The sequence below is a fragment of the Stenotrophomonas maltophilia group sp. P373 genome, from assembly GCF_053295075.1.
On the sequence record NZ_CM129994.1, the window covers coordinates 342,177 to 367,500 of the forward strand.

Sequence of the window (25,324 nt, forward strand, 5' to 3'; positions counted from 1 at the left end):
GACCCTTGCATGCGCCGGTATCTGTTTTCCGCACTACTGCTCGCCGGCAGCTTCGCTGCCTTCGCCCAGGACCGCTTCGTACCCGTCGAGCGGCGCCTCAGTGCATCCCAACTGGCCGAGGTCGGGCTCAGCCCAGCGCAGTTGCAGGCGTTGAACCGGGTACTGCGCGAGGCAGAGAGCACGACCGCTGCGTCGACGGCAGCGGTGGCCCCGGTCGCTGCGCCGCTGCCTGCCAATGTGCCGGCACCGGCAGCAATGCATCTGGGCCTGGATGACGAACCGGTCAGTGCCCGTGTAGTCGGAGAGGTCGCAGGCTGGCAGCCCGGCACGCTGTTCACTCTTGATAACGGTCAGCAATGGCAGGTGATGAAGGGACAGATGAAGCTGCGCAAGGTGTTGCAGTCGCCGCAGATCGCCGTTGTTCCTGGAATTGCCGGGCGCTGGTTCCTGCAGGTCGACGAAGACCTGCCCAAGGCCAGAGTGTTTCGCGTGCGTTGAGCCGGGGGGACGGCTGGACGGCGGGCAACTCAGGACGGGCCGGGAATGCCAGAATGGGCGTCCGGTTTTTCCCCCCTGGAGTTGCCTGATGACCCGCACTGTCCTGATTACCGGCGCCACGTCCGGCTTCGGCGCCGCCGCCGTCCACCGCTTCGCCCAGGCCGGCTGGAAAGTGATCGCCACGGGCCGCCGCAGCGAACGCCTGCAGCCGCTGGTCGAGCGCTACGGCAAGGACGTGGTGCACGCCGCCGCCTTCGACATCCGCGATGCGGTGGCGATGGAGGCGGCCCTGCTGGCGCTGCCGCCGGCCTTTGGCGAGATCGACCTGCTGGTCAACAACGCTGGCCTGGCGCAGGGCACCGCGCCGGCACAGAGCGCCACGCTGTCGGACTGGACCACGATGATCGACACCAACATCACCGCGCTGGTGACCCTGACCCACCGGCTGCTGCCGCAGCTGGTGGAGCGCAAGGGCGCGATCATCAACATCTCGTCGGTGGCCGGCGTCTACCCGTACCCGGGTGGCAACGCCTACGGTGGCACCAAGGCCTTCGTCAGCCAGTTCTCGCTGGGCCTGCGTTCGGACCTGCACGGCACCGGCGTGCGCGTGACCACGATCGAGCCGGGCATGGCCGAAACCGAATTCACCGTGGTACGTACCCATGGCGACCAGAACGCCTCGGACAAGCTCTACAGCGGCGCCAACCCGATGACCGCCGAAGACATCGCCGAGCAGATCTTCTGGGTGGCCAGCCTGCCGCCGCACCTGAACATCAACCGGCTGGAGCTGATGCCGGTCAGCCAGTCGTTTGCCGGATTCCAGGTCGCCCGCGAGGGCTGACCTGCTTCGCGGGTCCTGTAGAGCCGAGCCTATGCTCGGCTTCGTCTGGATTCAGCCGAGCATGGCTCGGCTCTACAGAAACGAAAAAGCCGGGCACTGCCCGGCTTTTTCATTCACATCGGCAGGCTTACTGCGCCTTGATCGCCATCGCCTGCAGGCCGGTGCCATCCAGCTTCTGCTTGGCTTCGGACAACTCGCCGGCACTGCCGTACGGGCCCATGCGCACGCGGTACACGGTCTTGCCGTTGATCTGCGCCGACTCCACGCGTGCCGCCAGGCCCATCATGGCCAGCTTGGCCTTGGTGGCTTCGGCGTCACCGGAAGCCCCAAAGGCTCCTGCCTGCAGGATGTAGCGGGCGTTGTCGGCGGCCGCCGGTGCAGCTGCGGATGCCGGCGGTGCCGATGCGGCGGGCGCGCTTTCCGCGCGCGGCGCCGGAGTCGCGGCCGCCGTGCTGGCCGACGGGGTTGCCGCGGCCGGGCGCTCGCTCAGCGGTGCCGGCAACGGACGGTTGGTCGCGGTTACCGGCGCGGTGCTTGCGACGCTGGCCGTTGCGGTCGGTGCCGGCGTGGCCGTACTGGCCGGCGGTACCGGCTTGCCCTCCAGCGCGGCCTGCGCGCGCGACGCTTCGGCCTTGGCCCGGCGCTGATCCTCGGCGCGCGCGCTGGCGGCCAGTTCGGCGTCGGACATTTCCACTTCCTTGCCCGGCAGCAGGGTGTAGAAGTCGTACTGCGTCGCGGCGGGCTTCTCCGGTTCGGCCGGCTTCGGCGTGGCCGGCTGCGCGGCCGGCTGGCTGCCGACATCGCTGTCGGCATCAGCGACCGGGGCCGGCTGCGCGTTCGGGTTCGGCTGCGGACCGGCACGCAGGAAGCCATCGCCTTCGCCCTTGAACAGGTTCGGCGCCGCCAGGAACACCACGGCGGCGATCGCCACACCGGCCACCAGCCACACCCATCCGGGGGTGCCCTGGCTGCTGCTGTTGCGTCGTGCCTGGGTTTTGCCGCGTCGTGCTGCCATGTGTACTGCGTCTCCTGATGCTTACATTTTTTCCGGGGCACTCACGCCCAGGAGTTCGAGGCCGTTGGCCAGCACCTGGCGCGCCGCGCAGGCCAGGGTCAGCTTGGCGTTGCGATCGGTAGCGTCGTCCACCAGCACCGGCGTCCCGTGATACCACGTGTGGAAGGCATGCGCCAATTCACGCAGGTACTGCGCCACCAGGTGCGGCTCCAGCGCCACGCCGGCCGCTTCCACCACTTCCGGATACCGCGAGATCTCGTTCATCAGCACCAGCGAGGCATCGTCGGCCAGGCGGCCCAGATTGGCCAGGCCATTGCCCTGCTCGTACACAAGGCCCTTTTCCTGGGCCTGGCGCAGCAGGCTGCAGACGCGGGCGTGCGCGTACTGCACGTAGAACACCGGATTGTCGTTGCTCTGCTGGCGGGCCAGGTCGATGTCGAAGGTCAGCTGCGAATCGGGCTTGCGCGCGATCAGGAACCAGCGGGTCGCATCGCGGCCGGCCTCCTCGATCAGGTCGCGCAGGGTGAAATAGCTGCCGGCACGCTTGGACAGCTTCACTTCCTCGCCGCCGCGCATGACGGTGACCATCTGGTGCAGCACGTATTCCGGCCAGCCCTGCGGGATGCCCACTTCCAGCGCCTGCAGGCCGGCGCGTACGCGCGCCAGCGAGCCGTGGTGATCGGCACCCAGTTCGGTGATCGCGCGCTCGTAGCCGCGCTGCCACTTGGACAGGTGGTAGGCCACGTCCGGTACGAAGTAGGTGAAGGTGCCGTCGGACTTGCGCATCACGCGGTCCTTGTCGTCACCGAAATCGGTGCTGCGCAGCCACAGCGCGCCGCCTTCCTCGTAGGTGTGCCCGGAGGCCTGCAGCTTGGCCACGGCCTCGGCGACCTTGCCATCGGCGTACAGCGAGCTTTCCAGGAAGTAGATGTCGAAGTCGACGCCGAAGGCGGCCAGGTCCAGGTTCTGCTCGTTGCGCAGGTAGGCCACGGCGAAGCGACGGATCGCCTGCATGTCGTCCGGGTCCTTGGCGCCGACCACCAGCGTGCCTTCCAGGTCAACGCTGGCGCCGGCCATGTAGGCGCGGGCAACATCGGCGATGTACTCACCGCGGTAGCCGCCTTCCGGCCAGCCTTCCTGGTCCGGCGCAATGCCCTTCACGCGGGCCTGCACCGACAGCGCCAGGTTCTCGATCTGCACGCCGGCGTCGTTGTAGTAGAACTCGCGCTTGGCGTTCCAGCCGTTGGCATCGAGCACGCGGGCCACGCAGTCGCCGATCGCCGCCGCGCGGCCATGGCCGACATGCAGCGGGCCGGTCGGGTTGGCCGACACGTACTCCACGCCCACCGTGCGGCCATTGCCGGACAGGTTGCGGCCGTAGTCGTGGGCTTCCTTGATGACCGACGCGGCTTCGCGCTGGTACGCAGCCGGAGCCAGGTGGAAGTTGATGAAGCCGGGGCCGGCGATCTCGACCTTGCTGACGTCCTCGCTGCGCGGAAGCGCCTCGACCAGCGCCTGAGCCAGTGCGCGCGGATTGCTGCGCGCGGCCTTGGCCAGCAGCATCGCGGCGTTGGTGGCGAAGTCGCCATGGTCACGGGTCTTCGGGCGCTCGACCACGAAGTCCGGCGGCAGGGAGTCGGCGGGCAGGGTGCCATTGGCGCGCAAGGCTTCGATGCCTTGGCTGATCAGGGCGCGGAGGAGATTTTTCACGAGGCCTGCTGTGAGAATGAGCGGCGGAATCGCCCATTTTAGCGCAGATACCCGCGCCCACGCTGACCAGAACATGCCTGTGGGGGGTACCTGCCCGGCCCTGGTCAGGCCCGCTCAGCCGAACAGGCGTGGCTGGGGCGGGGACAGCAGGCCCCGTTCAGCAAACGAAACGGGGCGGCCTTCGCCGACCACGAAGTGGTCCAGCAGGCGTACGTCCACCAGTGCCAGCGCCTGCTGCAGTTCATCGGTGATCCGGGTATCGGCGCCGGAGGGTTCCGGGTCGCCGGAGGGGTGGTTGTGGCTGAGGATCACCGCTGCCGCATTGTGCAGCAGGGCTCGCCGCACCACCTCGCGGGGGTAGACCGGGGCGGCATTGATGGTGCCCTGGAACAGTTCCTCGCAGGCGATCAGCCGGTGGCGGTTGTCCAGGAACAGCGCCATGAAGATCTCGCGGGCCTGGCCGCGCAGGCGGTGCTGCAGGTAGCGGCCGACTGCGGCTGGGTTGTTGCCGACCGCCTCGCCCTGCTGAAGCTCGGCGGCCAGGTAGCGATGGGCCAGTTCCAGGCCGGCGGCCAGGGCACAGCTTCGTGCCGGCCCCAGCCCCGGCAACCGGGCCAGCTCGCGGGCCGGGCGGTCCAGCAGCACGCGCAGGGGGCCATGCGCCTGCAACAGGTCGCGGGCGGTCTGCACCGCGTCGCGTCCACCGAAGCCAGAGCCGAGGAACAGCGCCAGCAGCTCTGCGTCGGACAACGTGGCGGGGCCGCGGGCGATCAGCTTCTCGCGGGGACGTTCCTGCTCGGGCCAGTCATGGATGGGCATGCCTGCATCATCGCCAGCGCGGGTGATGCGTCCCATCAGGGCAGGGCGCACGCCCGGGTAGGCTGTTGCCTCAGTCGCGTCGCGACTGCAGATAGGCGAACAGCTCCTGGTTGTTCTGCAGCCCCAGCTTGCGCTTGGCTTCGGCCTTCTGCCGGCTGATCGTTTTCGGGCTGCGGCCGCAGTGGACGGCGATGGCGTTCACTTTCAGCCCGGCGGCCAACAGGTCCAGCACTTCCTGTTCGCGGGCCGACAGCGCCGCCGGTTCACGCGCGAACATCAGGTCGCGCGCCTGCAGGTGATGGCGCAACTGCTGCGAGACGAACACCTGCCCGGCCATGGCTGCGTTCAGGGCCTGCGGCAACTCGCCGAAATCGGCGCACTTGTCGACCAGGCCACTGACACCTTCACGCAGCAGGCCATCGAGCAGGCCGGGGTGACGGGCGCCGGTGAGCACCACCACGGGCAGGCCCGGGTGGCGTGCGCGCAGCTCAGCGATCAGTTCCGGGCCATCCGGGCCGGTACCCGGCATGGAGAGGTCGGTCAGCACCGCGTCGCAGCCGTGGTGCACGACCAGCTGCAGCAGCTGGGCGCCGTCACGCGCGCTGCCGACGACCTCCATCAGATGGGTCTGCAGCACGATGCGGATGCCGTGCAGGACGACGGGATGGTCGTCGGCGATGATGATGCGCGGGTGCACGCGGGATCCTCGAAAAGCGAAGCGGCACACCAGCGGTGGCCACTGACGATTCTGCAAACGTGGCCGGCCTACAGGTATAGGAAAGTTCCGAATCGCGGTGTCTTGAACCCCGGAAGCGTTGTGGTGCAAGTCCCATCTGCTGATAGCCGCCCGCTATGTGCGCTGTGCACCGGGACATTACCGACCATCGGGTAAGCTAATGCCCTCGTTTGCACAGGAATTCCAGGTGGCTGACTCCCCCAACGCTTCCCCCGCGCCGGCCCGCGCGCTGGAAGGCCAGAAACTGCTGTTGTGCGTCGGAGGCGGGATCGCGGCCTACAAGGCCCTGGAGCTGGTGCGGCGCCTGCGCGATGCCGGTGCCCAGGTGCAGGTGGCGATGACCGCCGGTGCCCAGCAGTTCGTCACTCCGCTCAGCTTCCAGGCCCTGTCCGGGCAGCCGACCCGCACCACGCTGTGGGACAGCGCCGCCGAGCAGGCCATGGGCCACATCGAGCTGGCCCGCTGGGCCGACCGCATCGTGGTCGCGCCGGGTACCGCCGATCTGCTGGCGCGGCTGGCCCAGGGCCATGCCGATGACCTGGTCAGCACCCTGTGTCTGGCCAGCACCGCACCGCTGACGATCTGCCCGGCAATGAACCACCGGATGTGGCTGCATCCGGCTACCCAGGCCAACATCGCCCTGCTGCGCCAGCGCGGTGCGCAGGTGATCGGCCCGGTCGATGGCCCGCTGGCCGAAGGTGAATCCGGCCCCGGTCGGCTGGCCGAACCGGGCGACATCGTGGCCGCGCTGGCGACCAATGGCGGGGTCGTTGCGACGGTTGCCGCGCCGGAAACCCGTGCCCTGCAGGGGATGCGCCTGCTGATCAGTGCCGGCCCGACCTACGAAGACATCGATCCGGTGCGCTACGTCGGCAACCGCAGCAGCGGCAAGATGGGCTTCGCCCTGGCCGCCGCCGCCGCCGCGCTGGGCGCGCAGGTGGTGCTGGTCAGTGGCCCGGTACAGCTGCCGACGCCGCCGGGCGTGCAGCGCATCGATGTGCGCTCGGCCGCGCAGATGCGCGATGCCGTACTGAAGTCGCTGCCCGCCGACATCTATATCGGTGCCGCCGCAGTGTCCGACTACACCCCGCGCCAGGTCGCCGCGCAGAAGCTGAAGAAGACCGCCGACAGCCAGTCGCTGGTGATCGAGCTGGTGCGCACGCCGGACATCCTGGCCGAAGTCGCCGCGCAGACGCAGTCGCTGAAGCTGGTGGTCGGCTTTGCCGCCGAGACCCATGACGTGGAGAAATATGCTCGCGGCAAGCTGATCGACAAGCGCCTGGACCTGGTGATCGCCAACCAGGTCGGCATCAGTGGCGGTGGTTTCGAGAGCGACAACAATGCCGCCACGGCCTTCTGGCAGGACGGTGAACAGGTATTCCCGGCCACCTCCAAGCGCGAACTGGCCGAACAACTGCTGGCGCTGATCGCGCGGAGACTCCAGGCATGACCCAGGCATCCCTTTCCCAACCGCTGCAGGTCAAGCTGCTCGATCCGCGCTTCGGCGACAGCTGGCCGCTGCCGGCCTACGCCACCGAAGCCAGCGCCGGCATGGACCTGCGCGCGGCGCTGGATACCGCGCTGACCCTGCAGCCGGGCGACACCGCGCTGGTGCCCAGCGGCCTGGCCATCCACATTGCCGACCCGAACCTGTGCGCGGTGATCCTGCCGCGTTCGGGGCTGGGCCATCGGCACGGCATCGTGCTGGGCAATGGCACCGGCCTGATCGATGCCGACTACCAGGGGCCGCTGCTGATCAGCGTCTGGAACCGTGGCCGCGAGGCCTTCACCATCGAGCCCGGCGATCGCATCGCGCAGCTGGTGGTGGTTCCGATTGCCCGCGTCAGCCTGCAGGTGGTGGATACTTTCACCGACAGCGTGCGGGGCACGGGTGGATTCGGCCATACCGGGGTGCGTTGACAGGGGACATCGATGAGCGGCATCGGGGAAGGACAGCGGGGACGGTCGTTGGGTCGCAGTGCACCACTACTGGGGGTGCTGCTGATCCTGCTGGCCGGCTGGTTCGGATGGAGCGCGGTGCAGCAATGGCGGCAGGAGGCCAACGGCCAGGCGCTGGAAGAAGCGCGCGACCAGGCCGTGCAGGGCCTGCAGCAGGCCGCTGCAGGCCAGTTGCAGCAGCTGCAGCAGCAGTTGAAGAACGATCGCGTGCAGCAGGCGCTGCAGGCCGGCGATGCCGCTGCAGCGGCGCTGGCCGTGCGCGAGAGCTGGACCGGGGTTGAGCAGGTCGAGGTGCTGACGGCCGATCTGGCCAACGCCTATGCCGATCCGGCCACCTTCGGGTATGCACGCCTGGCCCTGCTGGAAGCGGCGGTGGCTGAGGGCAAACCCAGCCTGCGCGTCGTCCGCGATGGTGGCGGCGTTCGCCTGGGCCTGGCTGCGCCAGTGCAGCTGGGCAGCCTGGGGCCGGCCGTGATCTATGTCCGCCAGCCGCTGCTGCGGCTGACCTCGCCGCTGGACCAGGTGCGTGCGCCGTCCGCAGGCTTCCTTGGCCTGCGCCAGGGTGGCTTCGATCTGGTCACCCAGGGCGACGTGGGCCTGTCCGAAAGTGCGGAAGCCCTGGCGCGCCCGGTTGCAGGCACGCCGCTGCGGCTGGTCGCGTCGGTGCCGAATGTCGACGCCGGTCCGCTCGGCCTGGGCGCGCTGGCCAGCGCCATTGTGGCGTTGCTGCTGGCGTTCATTGCCGTGTTGCTGGTGGTGGGACGTGACCGACTGCCGAAGTCGCTGCCCTTGCCGCGCCGCGCCGCAGCGTCCGAGGCCGACCATGGCCCGACCCTGAGCGAGAGCCTGCAGCAGGCGCCGCCACCCGAGGCCGCTGTGACCGACAGTGGCGATGCCGCGCCACCGCCGCCACCGCCAGTGCCCGCTGAAGAGCTGGCCGCCGGCATCTTCCGTGCTTATGACATCCGCGGCGTGGTGGGCAGTGAACTGACACCGAAGACCGCGGCGCTGATCGGCCAGGCCATCGGCACCGTGGCACTGGAGCAGGGCCTGCGCGAGGTGGTGATCGGTCGCGATGGCCGCCTGTCCGGACCCGAGCTGACGGCTGGGCTGGCCGAGGGCCTGCGCCGTGCCGGCTGCGCGGTGATCGACATCGGCCTGGCGCCCACCCCGCTGGTGTACTACGCCGCCTTCCATCTGCGTACCGGCACCTGCGTGGCAGTCACCGGCAGCCACAATCCGCCCGAGTACAACGGCTTCAAGGTGGTCATTGGCGGAGAGACGCTGTCCGGCGATGCCATCACCGATCTCTACCAGCGCATCGTCGAGGGCCGCCTGGTGCAGGCCGCTGAGCCCGGTGACTACCAGCAGCGCGATGTCAGTGCCGACTACATCCAGCGCATCGCCGATGACGTGCAGCTGGACCGTCCGCTGAAGGTCGTGGCCGATGCCGGCAATGGCGTGGCCGGCGCACTGGCGCCGCAGCTGCTGGAAGCGATCGGCGCCGACGTCATTCCGCTGTACTGCGATGTCGACGGCACCTTCCCCAACCATCATCCCGACCCGAGCGAACCGGCCAACCTGGAAGACCTGGTGCAGACGGTCAAGCGCTTTGGCGCCGATCTCGGCGTTGCCTTCGATGGCGACGGCGACCGGCTGGGCGTGGTGACCGGCGAAGGCCGGATCATCTACGCCGATCGCCTGCTGATGCTGTTTGCTGCCGATGTGTTGATGCGCAATCCGGGCGCGATGGTAATCTACGACGTGAAGTGCACCGGCAAGCTGTCCGACCACGTGTTGCGCAACGGTGGCAGCCCGCTGATGTGGAAGACCGGGCATTCGCTGATGAAGGCGAAGATGCGCGAGACCGATGCCGAGCTGGCCGGCGAGATGAGCGGCCACTTCTTCTTCAAGGAACGCTGGTTCGGTTTCGACGACGGTCTGTACGCCGCTGCGCGATTGCTGGAGATCCTGGCCCAGCGCGAGGAAACGCCGGGCGAGGTGCTGGGCGAGCTGCCGGAAATGGTCGCCACGCCGGAGCTGAAGGTACCGGTGGCCGACGGGACGCCGCATGCCCTGGTGGCGATGCTGGTGGCGGCGGCGCAGTCCCCGGACAACCCGTATGTGGGTGGCCGCCTGTCGACCATCGACGGGCTGCGCGTGGACTTCGCCGATGGCTGGGGCCTGGTGCGTGCCTCCAATACCACGCCGGTGCTGGTGCTGCGCTTCGAAGGCAACGACGAGGCCGCACTGGAACGCATCCAGGCCCTGTTCCGCAGCCAGCTGCAACCAGTGCTGGGCGACACCCCGCTGGGGTTCTGACCCCTTTGGAAGCTGCAGCAGAATGGGTAGTGCCGGCCGCTGGCCGGCAAGCCCATGAACCTCACACACCCTGCAGTTGCCGGCCAGCGGCCGGCACTACCCCTTGAACCGCAACCCCACGCCCGGCTCGGTGAACAGGTAGCGCGAATCCAGCGCCGAATCGCCCAGCTTGTGCCGCAGCTTGCCGACCAGGATGCGAAGGTAGTGGGTGTCGTGCTGGTGGGTCGGCCCCCAGATCTCCTGCAGGATCTGCGGCTGGGTCACCACCCGTCCGGCATTGCGCAGCAGCAGCGACAGCAGCGCGTATTCCTTGCGGGTCAACGCCACCGGCTCACCCTGCAGGGCGACTTCGCGACGCACCAGGTCCACGTGCAGGTGGCCATCGTCGAACACCGGCGGTGTGCCATCGGTCGGCACGCTGCGCGTGCGCAGCAGCGCCCGCACGCGCGCCATCAGTTCCTGCGTGCCGAACGGCTTGGTCACGTAGTCGTTGGCGCCGGTATCCAGTGCGCGCACCTTCTCGGCTTCGCCGGCGCGCACGGTCAGCATGATCACCGGCACCTGGCTCCACTGGCGCAGCTGTTCCAGGACCTCGTGGCCTTCCATGTCCGGCAGGCCGATATCCAGGATCACCAGGTCCATGTCCTCGCTGGCGGCCAGCTGCAGGCCTTCCTGGCCGGTGGCGGCCTGCCGCACCTGGTAGCCCTGCGCGCGCAGGCTGATGTCCAGGAACCGGCGGATCTGGGTTTCATCATCGATCACCAGCACGCGTGCGGCCGGCACGCTGGCATCAATCGGGGTCGGGCTCATCGTGGGAGGCTGGCTTGAGCAGGGGCAGGGTGATGCGGATCAGGGTACCGCGACCGTCGCGTCCGGGCAGCGCCTGCACGCTGCCGCCATGTGCGCCGATCATGCCCTGGCAGATGGTCAGGCCCAGGCCGGTGCCGTGGCGGCCTCGGTCACCGCGCTCGACGCTGTAGAACATGTCGAAGATGCGCGCGCGCTCGTCATCGGGAATGCCGGGGCCGGCGTCGATCACGTCGATGCGCAGCTGGCCGTCCAGCTCGCGCGCCTGTACCTGCACGGCGGCGTCGGGCGGCGAGAACTTGGCCGCGTTCTCCATCACGTTGAACACGGCCTGTTCGACCAGCGCCGGGTGCACCCAGATCGGTGCCAGCGTGGCTGGAATGTCCAGCTCCAGCCGCACCTTTGGCTGGTAGCGCTGCAGGCGCCGTGCTGCCGAGCCGATCAGCTCGTCCACGCCGATCCAGTCGCGGTTGATCTTCAGCCCTTCGTGGCCGAGCCGGGTCATGTCCAGCAGGTTCTGGATGTAGCGGTCCAGCCGTTCGCCCTCGACCAGGATGGTGTCCAGCAGGGCGCGGCGATCAGCGGTATCCATCGCTGCACCGTAGCTGGCCAGGCTGTCGGCCGACCCGATCATCGCCGCCAGCGGCGAGCGCAGGTCGTGCGACACCGAGGAGAGCAGGGCCGAGCGCAGCCGCTCGGTCTCGTTGCTGACGTGCGCCTGCTCCAGTTCCGCCACCAGCCGCGTGCGCAGCGCGGCCTGGGCGATGTCATCGACCATCGCTTCGGCCAGCTGCCGCTGCTCGGGCAGCAGGCGCGCCTGTGCGCCGGGCAGGTACAGGCCGGCCACGCCGATCGCACGGTCTTCGCCGTCCAGCAGCGGCAGGAACCACCATTGCGCGCCGGCCAGGGTATCGGTGAAACGCCCGCTGGGCTGGCCGTGGCGCAGCGCCCAGTCGGCGGCAGCCAGGTCGGTATCGCCGGGCTGGCTGCGGCCGCCGGCGGCGGTATCGGTGCCGATCCGCAGCCACGCCGGCACGTCCAGGGCCTGCTCCAGCGCATGGCGGCCCGCCTGTGCCACCTCGCCGTTGCCGGCCGCACTGGCCAGCTGGCGTCCCAGCTGCTGGCGCGCGCGCGCATGGCGGTTGGCCGCACGCAGCGCGATGACCTGCATGCGCAGGCGCGAGGCCAGGCGCCCGGCCACCAGTGCCGCGGCCAGGAACAGGAAAACGGTGATCACGCCCTGGCGTGCACCGATGGCGAAGGTGAAGCGCGGCGCGATGAACAGGAAGTTGTAGGCGAGGAAACACAGGATCGCGGCCATCACCGCCACGCTGGCGCGCGTGCGTGCAGCCACCAGTACCACCGCGACGATGAACACCATCGACAGGTCGGCCATGCCCACCCAGTGTTCGGCCAGCCACGCCACCGCACAGGCCAATGCGGTCGCGATCAGGGCTTGTGCAGGCTCGTAGCTGATGCCGCGCATCGGCGGCAGCAGGCTCTCGCGGCGCGAGCGTGCGCGTGCCTGCGGCGTGCTGATGATGGTGATCTCGTAATGCGCGCCACGCTGGATCAGCTGCTGGGTCAGGGTGCGGTTGAACATCCGTGCCAGTGGACGTTCGCGGGTACGGCCCAGCACCAGGGTCGACACGCCGTTGTGTGCGGCGTGGTCGAGCAGGGCATCGGCAATGCTCGATCCATGCAGCAGTTCGGCGTCGCCGCCCAGCCGCCTTGCCAGCGCAAAGGCCGCATCGATCTCGCGCCGGGTCGCCTCGTCCTGGCGCCGGCCCTGCACGGTCACCACCGTCCACGGTGCGTCGCGGCGCTCTGCGATGCGCCGCGCCACCCGCACCAGGTATTCGCTCTGGCCGCCCCCGTCGATGGCCACCAGAACGCCGCGACGCAGGGGCAGATTGCCTTCGCCACGCGCGGCGCGGGTTTCGCGCAGGCTGCTGTCGACGCGGTCGGCGGCTTCCTGCATCGCCAGTTCGCGCAGCGCGGTCAGGTTGGCCGGCGAGAAGAACGCCTGCAGGGCCTGCGCGGCCTGTTCCGGCACATAGACCTTGCCCTGCTGCAGGCGCGCGATCAGTTCGCGCGGCGGCAGATCGACCAGCACGATGTCGTGCAGGCGGTCGAGCACGCCGTCGGGCACGGTCTCGCTGACCCGCACGCCGGTGATCCGCATCACCACGTCGTTGAGACTTTCCAGATGCTGGATGTTGACCGTGGTCCAGACATCGATGCCGGCGTCCAGCAGCTCCATCACATCCTGCCAGCGCCGCTCGTGACGGCTGCCCGGTGCATTGCGATGGGCCAGTTCGTCCACCAGCACCAGCGCTGGATGCCGTGCCAGCACGGCGTCCAGGTCCATCTCCTGCAGGGCATGGCCGTGATAGGCCACGTCCTTCAGCGGCAGCTGCGGCAGGCCCTCCAGCAACGCCTGGGTATCGGTGCGTCCATGGGTTTCCACCAGGCCCACCACCAGGTCGACGCCGCGGCGCAGCTGTTCCTGCGCGCGGGTCAGCATGGCGTAGGTCTTGCCCACGCCCGGCGCCGCACCGAGGAACACGGTCAGCTTGCCGCCGGCTTCGCGTTGCAGGCCTTCAACCAGGGCATCGGCCTGGCGGGTACGTGCATCAGTCATGGGGGCCGCTGTCATGGCCACCATTGTGCGCGCAGCAGGTGCAGCCCAGCATCACGGCGTCTTGGCCGCATGGTCCAGCGCGAAGTTCAGCGTCACCACGTTCACCCGTGGCTGCCCGAACAGGCCCCACTGGCGCCCTTCGGTATGCGCCTGCACCAGTGCCTGCACGCGCTCCACCGGCAGGCCACGGGCACGCGCCACGCGTGCTACCTGCAGCTGCGCCGCCGCCGGCGACAGCTGCGGATCCAGTCCGCCGGCGGACTGGGTGACCAGGTCCGCAGGCACCTGCGCCGGGGCAACGCCTTCGCGTGCGGCCACCGCAGCGGTGCTGGCGGCGACGCGCTCGGCCAGCGTGGGGTTGCTGCGCGCCAGGTTGGAACCGGCCGCGGCCATCGGGTCGTAGTTGGCCGCCGACGGACGCGCCTGGAAGTAGCCATCACCGGTGAACGGCTGCGCCAGCCACGCCGAGCCGCGCACCTGGCCGTTGCCGTCGCGCAGCAGGCTGCCCTCGGCCTGGGTCGGGTAGGCCAGGCCGGCGAAGCCGGTGGCGATGCCGGCGTAGACCGCGCCGGCCAGCAGCAGGGTGGCCAGGCCCAGGCCGATCGCCGGGCGCCAGCTTGCGCCATCCTGCAGGCTCGCCACGCGGGCCTCGGCTTTCGCTTCGCGGGGCAGGGAGGTGGAGGTGGAAACAGAACGGTTCATGCGCCGAATACCAGGACAAGAAGGAGGTCGATCGCCTTGATCGCCGCGAACGGCAGCAGTACGCCGCCGAGGCCGTATACCAGCATGTTCCGGCGCAGCAGTGCGGTGGCGGTGGCCGGGCGGAAGCGCACGCCACGCAGGGCGAGCGGGATCAGCGCGGGAATCACCAGGGCGTTGAAGATCAGCGCCGCCAGCACCGCGTTGCGCGGGCTCGACAGCTGCATCACGTTCAGTGCGGCCATGGTCGGAACGGCCGCGGCGAACAGCGCCGGCAGGATCGCGAAGTACTTGGACACGTCGTTGGCCAGCGAGAAGGTGGTCAGCGCGCCGCGGGTGATCAGCTGCTGCTTGCCCACTTCCACCACCGACAGCAGCTTGGCCGGGTCCGAATCGAGGTCGACCATGTTGCCGGCCTCCTTCGCCGCCTGCGTGCCGGAGTTCATCGCCAGGCCGATGTCGGCCTGGGCCAGCGCGGGAGCATCGTTGGTGCCATCGCCCACCATCGCCACCAGGCGGCCACCGGCCTGTTCCTGGCGGATGCGTGCCAGCTTGTCTTCCGGACGGGCCTCGGCGATGTAGTCATCGACGCCGGCTTCGGCAGCGATGGCAGCGGCGGTCAGCGGGTTGTCGCCGGTGATCATCACCGTGCGGATGCCCATCGCCCGCAGCTGTGCGAACTTCTCGCGCATGCCGTGCTTGACCACGTCCGACAGCTCGATCACGCCCAGCACGTGGCGACCCTCGGCCACCACCAGCGGGGTGGCGCCATTGCGCGCGACCTGCTCGACGCGCCCGGCCAGTTCCGCCGGCACGTTGCCGCCCAGCGCCTGGACGTGGGCACGGATCGCATCGGCGGCGCCCTTGCGGATCTGCCGCCCATGTTCCAGATCCACGCCGGACATGCGGGTCTGGGCACTGAAGGCCAGGTAGTCGGCACGGTCCGGCTCGGCGGTGGCGCAGCCCTGTTCGCGCGCCAGGCGCACGATCGACTTGCCTTCCGGGGTCGGGTCGGCCAGCGAGGACAGCAGTGCCGCCTCGCGCAGCTGGCTGGCATCGATGCCGGCCAGCGGATGGAAGTGGCTGGCCTGGCGGTCGCCGTAGGTGATGGTGCCGGTCTTGTCCAGCAGCAGCACGTCGACGTCGCCGGCCACTTCCACCGCCTTGCCCGACTTGGCCAGTACGTTCGCGGCCAGCGCACGGTTCATGCCGGCGATGCCGATGGCCGGCAGCAGGCCGCCAATGGTGGTCGGGATCAGGCACACCAGCAGCGCGATCAGCAGCAGCGGATCGACCTTGACGCCGACGGCTGCACCAATGGCCGGCAACGTGGCCACCACCACCAGGAAGGTCAGCGTCATCGCCGCCAGCAGCAGGGTCAGCGCGATCTCGTTGGGGGTCTTCTGGCGGTTGGCACCTTCCACCAGCGCGATCATCCGGTCCAGGAAGCTGTGGCCCGGCTCGGCGGTCACCCGCACGATGATCTGGTCGGAAAGCACCTTGGTGCCACCGATCACACCGGAACGGTCGGTACCTGCCTCGCGCAGCACCGGTGCCGATTCGCCGGTCACCGCCGCTTCGTTGATGGTGGCCAGGCCCTGCACGATCTCGCCATCGGCCGGCACCAGCTCACCAGCACTGACGATCACATGGTCGCCCGGGCGCAGTTCGGCGGCAGGTACCTGGGTTTCCGCAGCCCCCGGCTGCGGCGCGGCCAGGCGGCGTGCCACCAGGTCCTGGCGGGCACGGCGCAGTGACGCGGCCTGGCCACGGCCACGCGCCTCGGCCACTGCTTCGGCGAAATTGCCGAACAACACGGTCACCAGCAGGATCGCGGTCACTGCCAGGCCGAAGCCCAGCGGCGCATTGCCGGTCAGTGTGACGATGGCCGCGACGATCGTGCCAGCCATCACCACCGCCATCACCGGGCTGCGCACCAGGTGCACCGGCGAGAGCTTGCGTACTGCTTCGACCAGCGCACGGCGCAGGCCGGCGCCATCAAGCAGCGCAGGGCGCGGGGCAAGGGAACTACGGGTGGAACTTGCGTGGGTACTCATCGGGGTGTCCTTAGTGCAGTCCCAGGCTGAGGTGGTCGGCGATCGGGCCGAGTACCAGCGCCGGCATGAACTGCAGCACGGTCAGGATGACGATCACCGAGACCAGGGTCAGGGCGAAGGTCGGGGTTTCGATCTGCAGGCTGCCGGCAGACTCCGGCGCCTGGCGCTTGGCGGCCAGCTGTGCGGCCACCACCAGCGGGATGATCAGCAGCGGGAAGCGGCCCAGCAGCAGCACCAGCGAGCAGCTCAGGTTCCACCACAGCGTGGCGTCGCCCAGCCCCTCGAAGCCCGAGCCGTTGTTGGCGTAGGCCGAGACGTACTCGTAGAACACCTGGCTGATGCCATGGAAGCCCGGGTTGGAGGTAGCGGCCAGCCCGGGCACGGCCAGGGTGATCGCGGTGAACACCAGCAGGGTGATCGGCTGCAGCAGCACCAGCAGGGCCAGCAGGCGTACCTGTGGCGTCTCCAGCTTGCGGCCGAACAGTTCCGGCGTACGTCCGGTCATCAACCCGGCCAGGAACACGCCCAGCAGCAGGTACACGATGAACTGCTGCAGGCCACAGCCGATGCCGCCCCAGATCGCGCTGACCAGCATGTTGACCATCGCGATGCCGCCACTCAGCGGCGCCAGCGAGTCATGCATGCCGTTGACCGACCCGTTGGAGACCTGGGTGGTCACCGCCGCCCACAGCGCCGTGCCGTCGGCGCCGAAGCGCACCTCCTTGCCTTCCATCAGCAGCGGCGTGGCGGCGCTGGCACTGTGCCCTTCGCTCCACACCATCGCGCCGGTGGACAGCAGCGACATGCCCAGCATGCAGCTGAACACCAGGGCGCCGAACCGGCGCCGGCCGGTGAACGCACCGATCATGAAGATCACCGCCATCGGCACCAGCAGGATGCCGACGATCTCCAGCGCGTTCGACAGCGGGGTCGGGTTCTCCAGCGGGAAGCTGCTGTTCGGGCCGTACCAGCCGCCACCGTTGGCGCCCAGCTGCTTGGCCGCGACCATCGCCGCCACCGGACCCAGCGGCAGTTTCTGTCCGGTCATGCCGGCGCTGGCATCGATCGGCGTGGCCTGCGGGCCACCGGCCATCGTCGACGGCACGCCCTGGCTGGTCAGCAGCAGGGTCCACACCAGGCACAGCGGCAACAGGAAGCGCACGCACAGGCGCACCACGTCCACGTAGTAGTTGCCCACCGCCACCTGGCGGTCGTCGCCGGCACCGGTGGCCGCCGCAGCCTGCGGCGCACGCGAGAACAACGCGCGCAGCGTGGCCACAGCCAGCGCCAGGCCCATCATCGGTGTCACCACCTGCAGGCCGGTGATGCCGGTCATCTGTGAGAGGTAGGACAGCTGGGCCTGGCCCGAATAGTGCTGCTGGTTGGTGTTGGTCAGGAACGAGATCATCGTGTGCAGCGCGGTGTCCCAGCGCATGTTCGGGATCTGGTCCGGGTTCAACGGCAACCAGGCCTGGGTCATGAACACCGCCTGGGTCAGTACGGCGATCACTACGTTGCTCAGCACGAAGGCCAGCACGTAGCCGCGCCAGGACATCGCGCGCGAGGGATCGACGCCGAACACCTTGTACAACGGCCTTTCGATCCAGTTGAACAGCACGTCGGCCTTCATCGGCGTGCCGCGCATCACGCGCGCCAGGTACAGGCCCAGCGGCCACGCCAGCAACAGGCTGGCGGCAATAATCACAAGCATCTCGGTCATGGCAGGCTCCGCTCAGAACGACTCGGGCCGCAGCACGACAAAAAGGAGATAGGCGGCGGCGACCAGCACCAGCACGCCACACAACAACGACAGCCAGGGGGACATTGCAATAGCGTCCTGGTGGAACCCCTCCACCTCAGGCCGTCATCGTCGTCCTGCCGCCCATAAACGCACTACGCGCCGGATCGTGCCGACGCGTAAAGAGTGCATAAATTCCGTGGGCCAAGCCGTAACCAGGCGCCGCCCACTGTAGAGCCGGGCCCATGCTGGGCTGCTCTTTCCCAAGGCCACGCGGAGCCGAGCATGGGCTCGACCCTACAAGCGAATCACGGCGCTTGGCTCGCTGGCGCCACGCCCTTCAGCTCGCGGTAGCGCTGCAGCGTGCTGTCGATCTCGGCCTTCAGTGCCTGCTGCTGCTGCAGGAACCCCGCCTGCAGGCGCTGCTGCGCCCGCAACTGCACATGCCGCTGACGGATCGCCTCGGCCTGCTTGTCGGCCACCTTGCCACCGGCCAGTTCTCGGTCGCCAGCGGCCGACAACAGCGCCACCAGCGATTCGCGCAGGCTGGTGACGTTGTACTCGGCGGTCTTGAGGTTGTTGTCGAGCACTTCCTGGCGCTCGGCGAACACCCGGCGCAGGTCGTCCTCGCTGCCATAGGTGGACAGCATCGCCTGTTCGGTGCGCTGGCGGGTCTGCTCGGCCATCAGGTCCAGCTGCTGCTGCTGCGCCTCGGTGCTGGCCGCGGCGCGCTCTTCGTCGGTCAACGCGCGCTGGACCTGCGCATTGCGCAGGCCGCTCTTCGCGTTGAACTCCTCGCGGGCGTGATTGACCGCATCGGCTGGCAGCGAATCGCTGCAGATCCGCTCCTTGCCCTCGTTCCAGCAGTACAGCTTCTTTTCCACTTTGCCGCCGTCGCGCGACTGCGCCGGCACGGTGGACGGCACGGCCAGCAGCAGGCCGGCAAAGAGAACGGCAGGAACTCGGGACATGACCTTTCCCCTGGGTCGGTCAGCGGATCGAACGGACGCCGTACTGGGCCCGGTAGGCTTCCAGCGGCTGGCGGTAACCCACAAGTTCCGGGTTGCCGGAGGCGAAATCAAGCAGATCGGCCAGCGACGCCACGGCGATCACCGGAATCCCGGCCTCTTCGGCCACCGACTGCGCCGCCGAGCGGCGGTCGGTTTCCGAGGCGATCTCCTGGCGGTCCAGGGCTACCACGATGCCGGCCGGGGTGCCGCCGGCAGCGCGGATGATGCCCAGCGCTTCGCGGATCGCGGTACCGGCGGTGATCACGTCGTCGACGATCAGCACGCGCTTGCCATTCATGTCGGCGCCGATCAGCTGGCCACCTTCGCCGTGGTCCTTGGCTTCCTTGCGGTTGAACGACAGCGGCAGGTCGCGGCCGCGCTGGGCCAGCTCGCAGGCCATCGCGGTGGCCAGCGGAATGCCCTTGTAGGCCGGGCCGAACACCACGTCGTACTTGATCCCGCTGGCATCGATGGCATCGGCATAGCAGGCGCCGAGCTGGGACAGCAGCGAACCGGAGTCGAAACGGCCGGCGTTGAAGAAATAGGGGCTCAGCCGGCCGGACTTGAGGGTGAACTGGCCGAAGCGCAGGGCGTCGGCGGTCAGGGCCAGCTGCAGGAAACGGTGGCGGTGGTCGCTCATCAAAACTCGATTCATCTTCATTTGGAGCACAAATCCTAATCCAGCTGGGCGTTTCGCGCTCGTCCGGCCCCGCGTGAAGGCTGTCGCGGCGCTGCCTGGCGGACTGCGCAGCCCCACGGGCAACCGGTATGCTTGCCCGGTTTCCCGCCGCAGGTCCCCGCATGCGCATCATCAGTTTCAACGCCAATGGCATCCGTTCCGCCGCGACCAAGGGCTTCCTCGACTGGTTCCGTGCCCAGGACGCCGACGTCCTGTGCATCCAGGAGACCAAGGCCCAGGAAGACCAGCTGACCGACCCGATGTTCCGTCCAGACGGGCACCACTGCTTCTATCGCGACGCCATCACCAAGAAGGGCTACAGCGGCGTGGCGATCTACAGCAGGCGCGAGCCGGACCAGGTCATCACCTCGCTGGGCTGGGCCCCGTTCGACGACGAAGGCCGCTACATCGAGGCGCGCTACGGCAATCTCAGCGTGGTCTCTTTCTATATTCCCTCCGGCAGCTCGGGTGACCTGCGCCAGGGCTTCAAGTTCGAAGTGATGGAATGGCTGCGCCCGATCCTGGAGGAGTGGGCGCGCAGCGGCCGCGACTACGTGCTGTGCGGCGACTGGAACATCGTGCGTTCGGCGCTGGACATCAAGAACTGGAAGTCCAACCAGAAGAATTCCGGCTGCCTGCCGGAGGAGCGCGACTGGCTCAACGCCCTCTGCGCCGACCATGGCCAGGCCACCGATGTCGCCGCCGGCCGCGGTTGGGCCGATGCCTACCGCCTGCTCAATCCCACCGGCGAGGATTACACCTGGTGGAGCAACCGCGGCGCCGCCCGCGCCAACAACGTCGGTTGGCGCATCGACTACCAGTTCATCACGCCGGGCCTGCGCGACAAACTGCGTAGCTGTTCGATCTACCGCGACGAGCGCTTCTCCGACCACGCCCCGTTCACCGTGGACTACGACCTGTGACCGAGGCCGCCACGCCGGTTAGCTACAAGGGTTGGGCAGGCATCAAGCGCGCCTTCGGTACCCCGTCGGCGCTGACCATGGCCATGCTTGGCTTCGGCAGTGGCCTGCCGTTCCTGCTGATCGCTTCGCAGACGCTGTCCACGCGCCTGCGCGACGTCGGCCTGGACCTGGGCAGCATCGGCCTGATCAGCCTGGCCAGCTTCTTCTACCTGCTCAAGTTCCTGTGGGCGCCGCTGCTGGACCGCTATGCATTTCCGCTGCTGGGCGCGCTCGGCCGCCGCCGTTCGTGGCTGCTGGTATCGCAGGTGCTGGTGCTGGTCGGCCTGGTCGCACTGGCCTTCGTGCGGCCGGAAGAGGGCGTCTGGCCACTGGTGATGTGGGTGCTGGTGGCGTCGTTCGCTGGCGCCACCCAGGACTCGGCGGTCGATGCCTACCGTATCGAGATCGCTCCGCAGACCGCGCAGGCCGCGCTGGCGGCCACCTATACGCTGGGCTACCGGATCGGCCTGATCCTGGCCGGTGCCGGCGCGCTGTACCTGGCGCAGTTCGAAGGCTGGATCGTCGCCTACCTGGCGATGGCCGCGCTGATGCTGCTGCCGATCGTCACTACCCTGCTGTGCGCCGAACCGGAGCGCCCGGCCACGGCGGTGCAGCGTCGCATCGATATCGCCGAAGCCTTCGTCCAGCCCATCTCCAGCTTCTTCAGCCGTAATGGCGTGGCGTTGGCACTGGTGCTGCTGGCCTTCGTCGGCCTGTTCAAGTTCCCCGATCAGGTGATCGGCGTGATGGCCGGGCCGTTCTATCTCGATTCGGGGTTCGACAAGGCCGACATCGCCACCGTGTCCAAGCTGTTCGGTGTATGGATGGGGATCGGCGGTGCGTTCCTGGGGGGTATTGCGGTGGCCGCATTCGGCTTCCGGCGCATGCTGCTGGTGGCCGCACTGGGCGTGGCGATGTCCAACCTCGCCTTCCTGCTGATGGCGCACAACCCAGGCAAGCTGTGGGCGTTCTATGCCGCGCTCAGTGCCGACAACCTGTTCCAGGGGTTCGCCGGCACCGTGCTGGTAGCCTTCATGTCGTCGCTGACCGACCGCAACTTCACCGCCACGCAGTACGCGTTGCTGGTATCGCTGGCCAACCTGCCGGGCAAGTTCATCGGCGGTGTCTCCGGATACATCGTTGAAGCGACGTCCTACAGCACGTTCTTCATCCTCAGCTCGATCACTGTGGTGCCGACCCTGCTGCTGCTGGCCTGGCTGTGGCCGCGGATCGCCGACCGCGGGCCGCCGCCGGTCGCCTGATTGCCTGCCCGCCCGGACTGCGGGATCATCGCCCCCGACGCGCCGAGGGGGCGGTGCCTTGCGAACGGGGAAGTGAGCATGGCCGACGTTGTGCTGCGGGACCTGGACCCGCTGCTGCTGGAACGTATCCGACGTGTCGCGGTCGCCCGCGGCTGGACCCATGAACAGACCTGCGCCGCCTTGTTGGAGCAGGGCCTGTTCAGCAGTGAACTGGAGGTCCGCTCCGGCTTTGGCGATCCCGAAGTGGACGCTCTCTCCGATGCGATCGCCGCCCTGCAGGCCTTGCCCGCAGGGCAGGGCTTCGATTAGCGGCTTTGTAGAGCCGAGCCCACGCTCGGCTGCCCGGTGAATCCACGCCGTGCGTGGATGGCGCCACCTCACGCCAGGTGGATTGCCCCCAGGATCCGCGGCCCCTTTGCTCCGGTCACGCTCGGCAGGTTGCCGGCCAGCCCGTCCATCGTCCGCTGCGCCAGCCAGGCGAATCCCATCGCCTCCACGTACTCCGGGTCCAGCCCATGCATCGCGCTGGACTCCACCTGCACCTCCGGCAGCCGCGCCGCCAGCCGCTTCATCAGCTGCCGGTTGCGTACGCCGCCGCCACAGACCAGCAGGCGCCGGGTCTGCGGCTGCTGCGCCAGCAGCGCATCGGCCACGGTTGCCACGGTCAGCTCCAGCAGCGTGGCCTGCACATCGGTGGCGGCGTACTGGCCTTCCCCCATGTGCGCCTCGGCCCAGGCCAGGTGGAACTGCTCGCGCCCGGTGCTCTTCGGCGGCGGCAGCGCGAACCACGGGTCCGAACGCCAGCCGGCCAGCAGGCCCTCGTCCACCGCGCCACTGGCGGCATACGCGCCATCGGCATCGAAGGTACGGCCGGTGTGGCGCTGGCACCAGGCATCCATCAGCGCGTTGGCCGGGCCGGTATCGAAGCCGCGCACCGCGCCTTCGCGCGGGATCAGGGTCAGGTTGGCGATGCCGCCCAGGTTGAGCACTGCGCGGTCTTCATCGGCGGCACCCAGCATGCCCAGGTGGAAAGCCGGCATCAGCGGCGCACCATGCCCCCCGGCCGCTACGTCGCGACGGCGGAAGTCGGATACTGTGGTGATTCCGGTCAGTTCGGCGATGCGGTTGCCGTCGCCCAGCTGCACAGTGAACGCCGGATCGGCCAGCGGGCGGTGTCGCACGGTCTGGCCGTGCGAGCCGATCGCGCGCACCTGGCTGCGGTCCACGCCGGCTTCGGCCAGCAGCTGGTTGGCGGCCTCGGCGAAGTTGATCGCAATCCGCGCGTCCAGTTCGCCCAGCTCCTCCAGCGAATCCAACGGGCCACCTTCGCCCAGCGCCACCAGCCGCGCGCGCAGCACCGGTTCCCAGCGGGCGGTCAGGCCGTGCACGAAGCGGCAGCCACCGCCCGCGGGAAACTGCACCAGCGCAGCGTCGATGCCGTCGGCGCTGGTGCCCGACATCAGGCCAAGGTACAGGGGGGCGTCAGCGTCGGCAGTGGTGTTCATGGCGGGCATAAAAAAAGGACGCGGCAAGCTTGGGCTGCCGCGTCCTTGTTCGTCAACGCAGCGCGCTCAGCCGCGCTTGCGGCCGGTTGCCTGCTTGTCCTTGGCGCTGGCCACCTCGGTGGCGGCCTCGTCGCGGCTGGTCGGTGCCGGGCTGGCATCGGCGTAGATCAGCTTCTCCATGCCCTGGATGCGGGCCATCGCCGGCGCGGTCTGTGCGCGGAAGGCGACCAGCTCGGCGCCCTTCAGCGGCTCCGGCGGCGGCATGGTCACGGTCAGCGGGTTGCGGTGCTCGCCGTTGACGCGGAATTCGTAGTGCAGGTGCGGGCCGGTGGCCAGGCCGGTCGAGCCGACGTAGCCGATCACCGTGCCCTGGGCCACGCGCTGGCCGGTCTTGATGTTCGCAAAGCGCGACATGTGCCCGTACAGGGTGGTGTGGCCGCGGCCGTGATCGAGGATCACCACGTTGCCATAGCCGCGCTGCACGCCGGCGAACTGCACGCGGGCATCGCCTGCGGCCATGATCGGCGTGCCGGTACGCGCGGCGTAGTCCACGCCCTTGTGCATGCGCATCTTGCCCAGCACCGGGTGCTTGCGTGCGCCGAAGGTCGAGCTCAGCCGCGCGAACGGGATCGGCATGCGGATGAAGCTCTTCTTCAACGAACGGCCGTTGATGTCGTAGTACTCGGACTTGCCGTTGCGGTCGAAGCGGAAGCCGGAATAGGTCTTGCCCCCGGTGGTGAAGGTCGCCGCCAGGATCTTGCTGGTGTCCACCTTCTCGCCTTCGCGCCAGGTCTCGTCCATCACCACGCTGAAGCGGTCGCCCGGCTGCAGGTCCTTGGAGAAGTCGATGTCGTACTTGAAGATGTCGTCGGTCATCGTCGCGATCGCCGACGGCGACAGCCCGGCCCGGCGGGCCGCGGCATACAGCGAACTGGTGATCTCGCCGCTGGTGACCACGGTACGCGTGGAAGTCTCGCGCCGCGTCACCTTCTCCTTGATGTCATCGCCGGCCAGGCTCAGTTCCACCCGGTTGTCGGCGTCGCGATCGAAGCGGATGCTGCGCAGGTCGCCGGACAGCGGCATGTCGAAGGCGATCTCGGCGCCCGGGCGCAGCTTGGTCAGCGCCTCGCGCGCACCGGGGTGCTCCAGCACCCGGTGCAGGGTGGTGGCCGGAATGCCGGCTTTGTCGAACAGGTCGCTCAGGGTCTGGCCGCGCTGGACGCGCAGCACCTGCCAGCTGTCGCCCGGCACCTGCTGCTGGCGGGCCATGGTCAACGGCGGCAGCGGCAGCGCCAGGCTGGTGTGGCTGTCCGCGTAAGGCGCATCAATGGTGTGCGAGAAACCGGGGACGATCGTCGCCACCAGGGCGCCGATGGTCGCAAACAGGCTGGCGTGCATCCAATGGCGGCGGGTCCAGCGCTCATTGAAGGCGGCGGGAAGGTGTTGCCTGAGCTTCCGATGCAGGGCGTTGTCGTGCAGGACGTGAAGGCGTTCCTGGAAGCGCTGCTTGCGTGCGCGCCCTTGTTCGGAATTGTGCATCGGCGGTTTTTTCCTGGCGGCCCGGGAGCGCGGGCCTGATCGCCGGTTACCATAGACACCTGAGAAAACCGCGTCAAACCCTTGTGCCCATTGGCTTTTGTGAAGCCAATCGGGTTAACTTTGCTTTAACACCCCACACAAGAATCGGCGTTGCCGGGAGTAGTCACGTGTCCTCGATTGAAGAAGCCCTTGCCCTGATCGGCCGCGGTGCCGACGAGATCCTCAAGCTCGAGGATCTGCGTGCGCGCCTGCAGGAAGGCCGCCCGCTGCGGATCAAGGCCGGCTTCGACCCCACTGCGCCCGACCTGCACCTGGGCCACACGGTGCTGCTGAACAAGATGCGCCAGTTCCAGGACCTCGGCCACCAGGTCATTTTCCTGATCGGCGACTTCACCGGCATGATCGGCGATCCCTCGGGCAAGAGCCTGACCCGCAAGCCGCTCAGCCGCGATGACGTGCTGGCCAACGCCCGTACCTACGAGGAACAGGTGTTCAAGGTGCTCGACCGCAGCCGTACCGAAG

General features: G+C 68.6%; 23 protein-coding genes (1 of these 23 running past the window's edge). 9 read left to right on the plus strand and 14 right to left on the minus strand.

The features are described from left to right. The first annotated feature begins 9 nt into the window (after positions 1 to 9). Entirely contained in the window at positions 10 to 498 is a 489-nt protein-coding gene (locus tag ACSYHF_RS01570) for a hypothetical protein (protein ID WP_005420525.1), read from the plus strand. Between the two features lie 88 nt (positions 499 to 586). Beyond that, positions 587 to 1,339: an SDR family NAD(P)-dependent oxidoreductase gene (locus ACSYHF_RS01575; RefSeq protein WP_005420523.1), complete on the plus strand. Its 753-nt coding sequence runs from the start codon at positions 587 to 589 to the stop codon at positions 1,337 to 1,339. A gap of 127 nt (positions 1,340 to 1,466) precedes the next feature. Here the strand turns inward: ACSYHF_RS01575 and ACSYHF_RS01580 are convergent, their stop codons facing one another. The 4 genes from ACSYHF_RS01580 to ACSYHF_RS01595 form a co-directional block, all read right to left on the minus strand. Next, positions 1,467 to 2,354, minus strand: coding sequence for an SPOR domain-containing protein (locus ACSYHF_RS01580; protein ID WP_111128940.1), 888 nt, complete (start codon positions 2,352 to 2,354; stop codon positions 1,467 to 1,469). A 21-nt stretch (positions 2,355 to 2,375) separates the two neighbouring features. After that, positions 2,376 to 4,064: an arginine--tRNA ligase gene (argS, locus tag ACSYHF_RS01585; RefSeq protein WP_447576034.1), complete on the minus strand. Its 1,689-nt coding sequence runs from the start codon at positions 4,062 to 4,064 to the stop codon at positions 2,376 to 2,378. Positions 4,065 to 4,178: 114 nt separating this feature from the next. Then, positions 4,179 to 4,883, minus strand: coding sequence for a RadC family protein (gene radC / locus ACSYHF_RS01590; RefSeq protein ID WP_014035697.1), 705 nt, complete (start codon positions 4,881 to 4,883; stop codon positions 4,179 to 4,181). Between the two features lie 70 nt (positions 4,884 to 4,953). Beyond that, entirely contained in the window at positions 4,954 to 5,580 is a 627-nt protein-coding gene (locus ACSYHF_RS01595; protein ID WP_005420514.1) for a response regulator transcription factor, read from the minus strand. A 199-nt stretch (positions 5,581 to 5,779) separates the two neighbouring features. Here ACSYHF_RS01595 and coaBC point away from each other — a divergent pair, with 199 nt between their 5' ends. From coaBC to ACSYHF_RS01610, 3 genes are read left to right on the plus strand one after another with little or no spacing between them, the layout of a single operon-like run. Further along, positions 5,780 to 7,069 (plus strand): bifunctional phosphopantothenoylcysteine decarboxylase/phosphopantothenate--cysteine ligase CoaBC, encoded by a 1,290-nt coding sequence (coaBC, locus tag ACSYHF_RS01600; protein ID WP_338168025.1) that lies wholly within the window; start codon positions 5,780 to 5,782, stop codon positions 7,067 to 7,069. Further along, positions 7,066 to 7,539 carry a dUTP diphosphatase gene (gene dut, locus ACSYHF_RS01605; protein WP_005420510.1) on the plus strand — a complete coding sequence of 158 codons (474 nt, stop codon included), beginning with the start codon at positions 7,066 to 7,068 and terminating at the stop codon, positions 7,537 to 7,539. Before coaBC ends, dut begins: the two co-directional genes overlap by 4 nt. Positions 7,540 to 7,551: 12 nt before the next feature. Next, the gene (locus tag ACSYHF_RS01610; protein ID WP_447576035.1) at positions 7,552 to 9,900 is read left to right on the plus strand and encodes a phosphomannomutase/phosphoglucomutase; all 2,349 of its coding nucleotides are present in this window, start codon (positions 7,552 to 7,554) and stop codon (positions 9,898 to 9,900) included. Positions 9,901 to 9,996: 96 nt separating this feature from the next. Here the strand turns inward: ACSYHF_RS01610 and ACSYHF_RS01615 are convergent, their stop codons facing one another. The 8 genes from ACSYHF_RS01615 to pyrE all read right to left on the minus strand — a co-directional run bounded on the left by ACSYHF_RS01615 (position 9,997) and on the right by pyrE (position 19,495). Then, a complete protein-coding gene (locus ACSYHF_RS01615; RefSeq protein ID WP_005420506.1) occupies positions 9,997 to 10,710 on the minus strand; it encodes a response regulator transcription factor in 714 nt (237 codons plus the stop codon). Continuing rightward, on the minus strand, positions 10,691 to 13,351 hold the full coding sequence (locus ACSYHF_RS01620) for a sensor histidine kinase (RefSeq protein ID WP_053500336.1): 2,661 nt from the start codon (positions 13,349 to 13,351) through the stop codon (positions 10,691 to 10,693). Before ACSYHF_RS01620 ends, ACSYHF_RS01615 begins: the two co-directional genes overlap by 20 nt. A 51-nt stretch (positions 13,352 to 13,402) precedes the next feature. Continuing rightward, a complete protein-coding gene (gene kdpC / locus ACSYHF_RS01625) occupies positions 13,403 to 14,053 on the minus strand; it encodes a potassium-transporting ATPase subunit KdpC (RefSeq protein WP_111177976.1) in 651 nt (216 codons plus the stop codon). Next, entirely contained in the window at positions 14,050 to 16,107 is a 2,058-nt protein-coding gene (kdpB, locus tag ACSYHF_RS01630) for a potassium-transporting ATPase subunit KdpB (RefSeq protein ID WP_447576036.1), read from the minus strand. Before kdpB ends, kdpC begins: the two co-directional genes overlap by 4 nt. Positions 16,108 to 16,117: 10 nt before the next feature. After that, positions 16,118 to 17,827 (minus strand): potassium-transporting ATPase subunit KdpA, encoded by a 1,710-nt coding sequence (kdpA, locus tag ACSYHF_RS01635; protein WP_447576037.1) that lies wholly within the window; start codon positions 17,825 to 17,827, stop codon positions 16,118 to 16,120. A gap of 12 nt (positions 17,828 to 17,839) precedes the next feature. Beyond that, positions 17,840 to 17,932, minus strand: coding sequence for a potassium-transporting ATPase subunit F (locus tag ACSYHF_RS01640; RefSeq protein WP_005420475.1), 93 nt, complete (start codon positions 17,930 to 17,932; stop codon positions 17,840 to 17,842). A gap of 221 nt (positions 17,933 to 18,153) precedes the next feature. Beyond that, a complete protein-coding gene (locus ACSYHF_RS01645; RefSeq protein WP_005420473.1) occupies positions 18,154 to 18,816 on the minus strand; it encodes a hypothetical protein in 663 nt (220 codons plus the stop codon). Between the two features lie 19 nt (positions 18,817 to 18,835). Next, complete coding sequence (gene pyrE / locus ACSYHF_RS01650; protein WP_005420471.1) at positions 18,836 to 19,495, minus strand: orotate phosphoribosyltransferase; 660 nt, start codon at positions 19,493 to 19,495, stop codon at positions 18,836 to 18,838. Positions 19,496 to 19,656: 161 nt separating this feature from the next. Between pyrE and ACSYHF_RS01655 the strand changes: the two genes are divergently transcribed. The 3 genes from ACSYHF_RS01655 to ACSYHF_RS01665 all read left to right on the plus strand — a co-directional run bounded on the left by ACSYHF_RS01655 (position 19,657) and on the right by ACSYHF_RS01665 (position 22,067). Continuing rightward, positions 19,657 to 20,457, plus strand: a complete 801-nt coding sequence (locus ACSYHF_RS01655) for an exodeoxyribonuclease III (protein WP_069140053.1) — start codon at positions 19,657 to 19,659, stop codon at positions 20,455 to 20,457. Next, positions 20,454 to 21,758 carry an AmpG family muropeptide MFS transporter gene (locus ACSYHF_RS01660; protein ID WP_053500327.1) on the plus strand — a complete coding sequence of 435 codons (1,305 nt, stop codon included), beginning with the start codon at positions 20,454 to 20,456 and terminating at the stop codon, positions 21,756 to 21,758. Before ACSYHF_RS01655 ends, ACSYHF_RS01660 begins: the two co-directional genes overlap by 4 nt. Positions 21,759 to 21,836: 78 nt before the next feature. Next, complete coding sequence (locus ACSYHF_RS01665; RefSeq protein ID WP_005420465.1) at positions 21,837 to 22,067, plus strand: hypothetical protein; 231 nt, start codon at positions 21,837 to 21,839, stop codon at positions 22,065 to 22,067. A 68-nt stretch (positions 22,068 to 22,135) separates the two neighbouring features. Here ACSYHF_RS01665 and ACSYHF_RS01670 read toward each other — a convergent pair whose 3' ends face one another. Together ACSYHF_RS01670 and ACSYHF_RS01675 are read right to left on the minus strand one after the other, a co-directional pair. Further along, positions 22,136 to 23,263, minus strand: a complete 1,128-nt coding sequence (locus ACSYHF_RS01670; RefSeq protein WP_005420463.1) for an anhydro-N-acetylmuramic acid kinase — start codon at positions 23,261 to 23,263, stop codon at positions 22,136 to 22,138. A 66-nt stretch (positions 23,264 to 23,329) separates the two neighbouring features. Beyond that, the gene (locus tag ACSYHF_RS01675) at positions 23,330 to 24,802 is read right to left on the minus strand and encodes a M23 family metallopeptidase (RefSeq protein WP_262220917.1); all 1,473 of its coding nucleotides are present in this window, start codon (positions 24,800 to 24,802) and stop codon (positions 23,330 to 23,332) included. Positions 24,803 to 24,969: 167 nt separating this feature from the next. On the opposite strand from ACSYHF_RS01675, the gene tyrS reads away from it, so the two are divergent. Next, positions 24,970 to 25,324, plus strand: partial view of a tyrosine--tRNA ligase gene (gene tyrS, locus ACSYHF_RS01680; protein WP_005420460.1) — the beginning only. 857 nt of this gene lie beyond the right edge of the window; 355 of the gene's 1,212 nt are visible here — the first part of the coding sequence; its start codon is at positions 24,970 to 24,972; its stop codon lies beyond the right edge, outside the window.